1 pseudogene is annotated in these 5,156 nt (G+C 65.5%); it reads right to left on the minus strand.

From position 1 onward, the window contains the following. Positions 1 to 5,156: pseudogene (locus tag ABZX92_RS45000) on the minus strand (hypothetical protein); the annotation flags it as partial.

A 5,156-nucleotide genomic window follows, 5' to 3' on the forward strand; every position in this document is an offset into this window, starting at 1 on the left:
GCGAGGTAATCGTCGAGATTGACCTCCTGCGCCGACCGCAACGCCTCAACGATCTCGTCCAGGCTGAACCCGCCGGCGAACAGGGAGTTCAGGTCCGAGTGAACGACCGGGCGGAATCCGTATTCCAACAGCAAACGCTGCATCAGCACGAAGATGTTCACCCGCCCGTTCCCATCCAAGAAGGGGTGGAGAACGTGCAGTCTCCGCACGAGTTGACCGATCGCGTGAAGAAGACGATCCGAGTCATCCCGCGCGTTGTCGACAGCCGTACGGAAGTCGTCGAACATGGCATTCACCACGGCGGGCGTGTCCTCCGCCCTGCAGATGGCGTCGACCCTCAGCATGCCGTCGATCTCCAGGATCAGGGTCAACGGCTCCTGCTCACCCGCATCCAAGGCAGCCCGGCGATCCTCCGGAGTGGCGATCAACCGCCGACCGAGAACCCGCTCGTCCAACAGGTCGGCAGCCAGGGCGCGCTCGCCCATCCAGAAGGAAACCCACGTGACCCCATCATCTCCGCTCAGTGCGAAGTTACCAGGGGTTCGCGAGGTGGCCAGCGTGTGCACTTCGGCGTACTTGGGCCAATCTAGCGTCGCGACATGCACAACGTCGCCGTCCAGAACACTGCCGAACGCGGTCAGCATCGACTTCTGGAGCCCAGGCGACAGCTGGTGGTCATACAACGAACCCGGATTCGCGGGGAACTTCTTGAGGGCCTCCTTGTGATCGTTGGGGTTGATGACGAACAACCACTTCTGGTGATCCTCGACGACCTGTGAGAAGTATCGATGCTTCGGCCCGTGCACCGTACTCGCTGGCGCGGTGTCCCGATCGGGATCGGCCATGGCCGGGACCTGCGGCCTGGCCTCGCCGCCGTCCGCGGGCTTCCGCGACATCGGCGCGGCGATCTCGATGTGGGTGCCAGCACGGCTCATGCCCTCGCTCTGCTCGTCGTCCACATCGGACTCGTGCTTGTCTCCGTGCTGCGAATCCCGGTCCTCGTCGAAGTCGCGGTCGCCATCGCTGCTGTCATGATCGTCAAAGCCGTCCGGATCGCCCGGTTCGGAGCGCGAGTTGGAATCCGAGTCGGAGTCGCTGCGGTTATCGGGGTTGCCGGACGCCACGAGTTCGCCCGGCCTGGCAGTGCTGTCGAGTGACCAGCTCTGCACGAGCGAGTCGAGGAAAGCGAACCGCTGCGGCGCCCGCTCTCGCAACGCCTGAGGGTCGAGGAAGTAGTACTTAACCGACTCGGCGAGGTCTTCCGCCGGGTCGGTCGCGCCGTACTGCGTGATCGGACGCTCGTTGCGGAAGTTCGGCCAGCCGTCCGCCGTCCACGCCCCAACCTCATCGTTGAACGCCGGCAGGTGCTCGCTCAGCTCCGCGGCCAGATATTCGGCGTCCTTATCGCTCTCGAACAGGTCCGGAAATTTCATCCACAGCTGACTGATCGCCCCGGCGTGCTTCGGCGACCGCTTCCTGAAATCGGCCAAGTCATCGCGGCCGGCCTCGATCGACGCGATGAAATCGCCCACCGCCGTCAACGCTCCCCCGACCGGCTCCTCGGCGTGTTCCACGAGGATCGAGCGACCGTCGGCGTGCCACGTACCGAACGCGACCATGAAGTCATCCAGCACGTAGTCGAGCAGGCCGTACGCAATCTCACGCGTGGCAAGCGATTCGATGCCGCGCACACCGCCGCCGAAGTCGCTGACCTCACCGGTGGAGAACAGCGAGAAGTTGCGGAACGGGGCGACGTATTCGCCGTCAGCTTTCGGGATGATGCCGTCGTCGTTGAGGCTGAATGTGACCGCGCTGACCGACCGGATCTCCTGTTCCTCGAGCCTGCGCGTGGAGTTGGCGCGACGGCCACCCAGCAACGGCGCGAAATGCCTCAACGCAGCCAACACCCCGCGTAGCTCATCCAGGCTCCACGGCCGTGTACGCACTGCGTCGTAGTCCATCGCGGGCACATCGGGATACTGATGCGTTTGGGCCGCCACACCTTGCACGGAGTGCACGCTCACGTTGAAGCGGGTGTTGATCTCCTGGACGATGTCGAGAGCCTCGTAGATCGCGGCGCGCTGGCTGACGCCGTCCGGGATCTTCAGCTGCTCACCGCGGCGCGTCAGCAACACGCCCGGCGACGTCAGGCACCAGACGATCATGGCCCAGCTGAACAGATCGTAAGCGGCCTTTTTGCGTACATCAGCCGGGAGGGTGGCGTCGTCCTTTAGCTGCAGCGAGACGAGCGCGATCAGGCCGCGCAGCCGTTTGCGGGCGATCGAGCCCACGGTGCTTTCATACGGGCCTACTCCGGACAGTGCGGCGCGGGGGACACCTGTCGCGATGTGAGCGGCGCTGCGCAACGCCTTGGCCTCACTGGCGGGCACCGCCCGGAGGTCATCGCGAGCCTGCTCCAGACGCGCGTCCCACGCCGCGTTCCACGTCCCTATGTCGGGGAAGTTCGACGGGCGCAGGCCTGCGAAGATCGCGTCATAGTCCCTGCCGGTGTCCGGCGTGGACTGCATCGGCGCCGGAAGGCCGAGTTCCAGCTCGGAGTCGTTTCTGGAGCCGCTGTCGGGGTCGGAGGCGATCTGCGCCGCCAGGTCGGCGAGGTAATCGTCGAGATTGACCTCCTGCGCCGACCGCAACGCCTCAACGATCTCGTCCAGGCTGAACCCGCCGGCGAACAGGGAGTTCAGGTCCGAGTGAACGACCGGGCGGAATCCGTATTCCAACAGCAAACGCTGCATCAGCACGAAGATGTTCACCCGCCCGTTCCCATCCAAGAAGGGGTGGAGAACGTGCAGTCTCCGCACGAGTTGACCGATCGCGTGAAGAAGACGATCCGAGTCATCCCGCGCGTTGTCGACAGCCGTACGGAAGTCGTCGAACATGGCAGTCACCGCGGCAGGCGTGTCCTCCGCCCCGTACATGGCGTAGATGATCGGCATGCCGTCGATCACCCGGAGCAGGGTCAGCGGCTCCTGCTCGCCCGCATCAATAGCTGCCCTGCGATCCTCCGGGGTGGCGATCAACCGCCGGCCGAGAACCCGCTCGTCCAACAGGTCGGCAGCCAGGGCGCGCTCGCCTATCGGGAAGGAACCCACACTGTCGCCAACCCCGGTCATCTTGAAGAGACCAGCGGTCCACGAGGTGGCCAGCGCGTGCACCTCGGCGTACTGGGACCAATCCAGCGTCTCGACCTGCACAACGTCGCCGTCCAGGACGCTGCCGAACGTCGTGAGCATCGACCTCTGGAACCCAGGCGACAGCTGATGATCATACAACGAACCCGGATTCGCGGGGAACTTCGTGAGCGCCTCCTTGTGATCGTCGGGGTTGATGACGAACAACCACTTGTGGCGATCCGCGACGACCTGCGAGAAACGCTTCGGGCCGTGCGCCGCAGACGCTGGCGCGGTGTCCTGTGTCGGACCTGACATGGTCTGAACCTGCGGCCCGGCCTCGTCGTCCGTGGACTTCCGCGACACCGGTGTGCCGATCTCGATGTGGGCATCTGTGCGCCCCGTGCCCTTGTTCGGCTCCGTCCCGAGCCTCACGCCGCGATCATCATCTGGGGCGCTGTCAGCGGTCGAGCCGACGCGGCCCGACTGGTCGAACTCGGAGTCGCCAGGGCTACCAGACGCCACGAGGTTGCGCGACGCGGGCGTCGAAGTGCCCTCGAGCGACCAGCCCTGCACCAGGTCGTCGAAGAATGCCGCGCGTTTCGGCGCCCGCGCCCGCAGCGTGTCCGGCTCGATGAAGTAGTACATCGCCGTCTCGGCGAGGTCTTCCGCCGGGTTGATCGCGCCGTACTGCGTGATCGGACGCTCGTTGCGGAAGTTCGGCCAGCCGTCCGCCGTCCATGCGCGGACCGTGACGTTGAACGCGGGCAGCTCGCTGCGAAGCTCCGCGGCCAGGCGCTCGGCGTCCTTGTCGCTCTCGAACAGATCCGGATATTTCTTCGACAGCCGCTCGATCGCCCTGGCGTGCAACGGCGACTCCTTCGCGAAGGCGGCCAAGTCGAGGCGGCTGGCTTCGATCGACGCGATGAAGTCGGCCTCCGCCGTCAACGCTCCCCCGACCGGCTTCTCGGCGTGTTCCACGAGGATCGCGCGACCGTCGTCGTCCCACGTATCGAACGCGATCGTGAAGACGTCCTGCACGTAGCCGAGCACACCGCGCGCAATCTCACGCGTGGCAGCCGATTCGACGCCGCGCACACCGCCGCCGAAGTCGCCGACCTCGGCGTCGGAGAACAGCGAAAAGTTGTGGAACTGGCCGACGTACTCACTGACAGCCTTCGGGATGATGCCGCCCTGGTCGAGTCTGAAGGTGACCGCGCTGACCGACCGGACCTCCTGTTCCTCGTGCCCTCTCGTAGAGCCGGCACGACTGTTACCCAGCAACGGCGCGAAGTGCGCCAACGCGTCCCGCACGCTGCGCAACTCGTCCAGGTGCCACGGCCGTGTACGCACAGCGGCATAGTCCATCGCGGGCGCGTAGGGATAGTCATGCGTCTGGGCAATCACACCTTGCGCGGAGTCCACGTTCACGTTGAAGCGAGTGCTGATCTCCTGAACGATGCCACGAGCCACGGAGATCGCGCCGTCCTGGCTGACGCCGCCCGGGATGTTCAGCTGCTCACCGCGCAGCCCAGTCAGCGGCACGCCCCACGACGCCACGCTCCGGTCGATAGTGGCCCAGCGTGCCAGATCATACGCGGCCTTGGCACACGCATCCGGCGCGAGGACCACCATGTCTTCCTTTAGCTGTAGCGAAACGAGCGCGATCAGGCCGTGCTGCCATTCGCGATCGACCGCGCCTACGACGCTGTCATCCGGGTCGATGCCCGTCGCGATTCGAGCGGCGCTGCGCAGCGCATCGACCTCGTCGGCGGGCAACTCGCCGAGCTCACGGAGAGCCTGCTGAAGACGCGCGTCCCACGCCGCGTCCCAAGTCTCCCGGTCGGGGAAGTTGGTCGGCCGCAGGTCCGCGAAGATCGAGTCGTACTTCCCGCCGGTGTCTGGATCGGCGGCGATCTGCGCTGCCAGATCAGCGAGGTAATCGTCGAGATTGACCTCCTGCGCCGACCGCAACGCCTCAACGATCTCGTCCAGGCTGAACCCGCCGGCGAACAGGGAGTTCAGGTC

The organism is Lentzea sp. NPDC006480 (genome assembly GCF_040611995.1).
Lineage (GTDB): Bacteria > Actinomycetota > Actinomycetes > Mycobacteriales > Pseudonocardiaceae > Lentzea.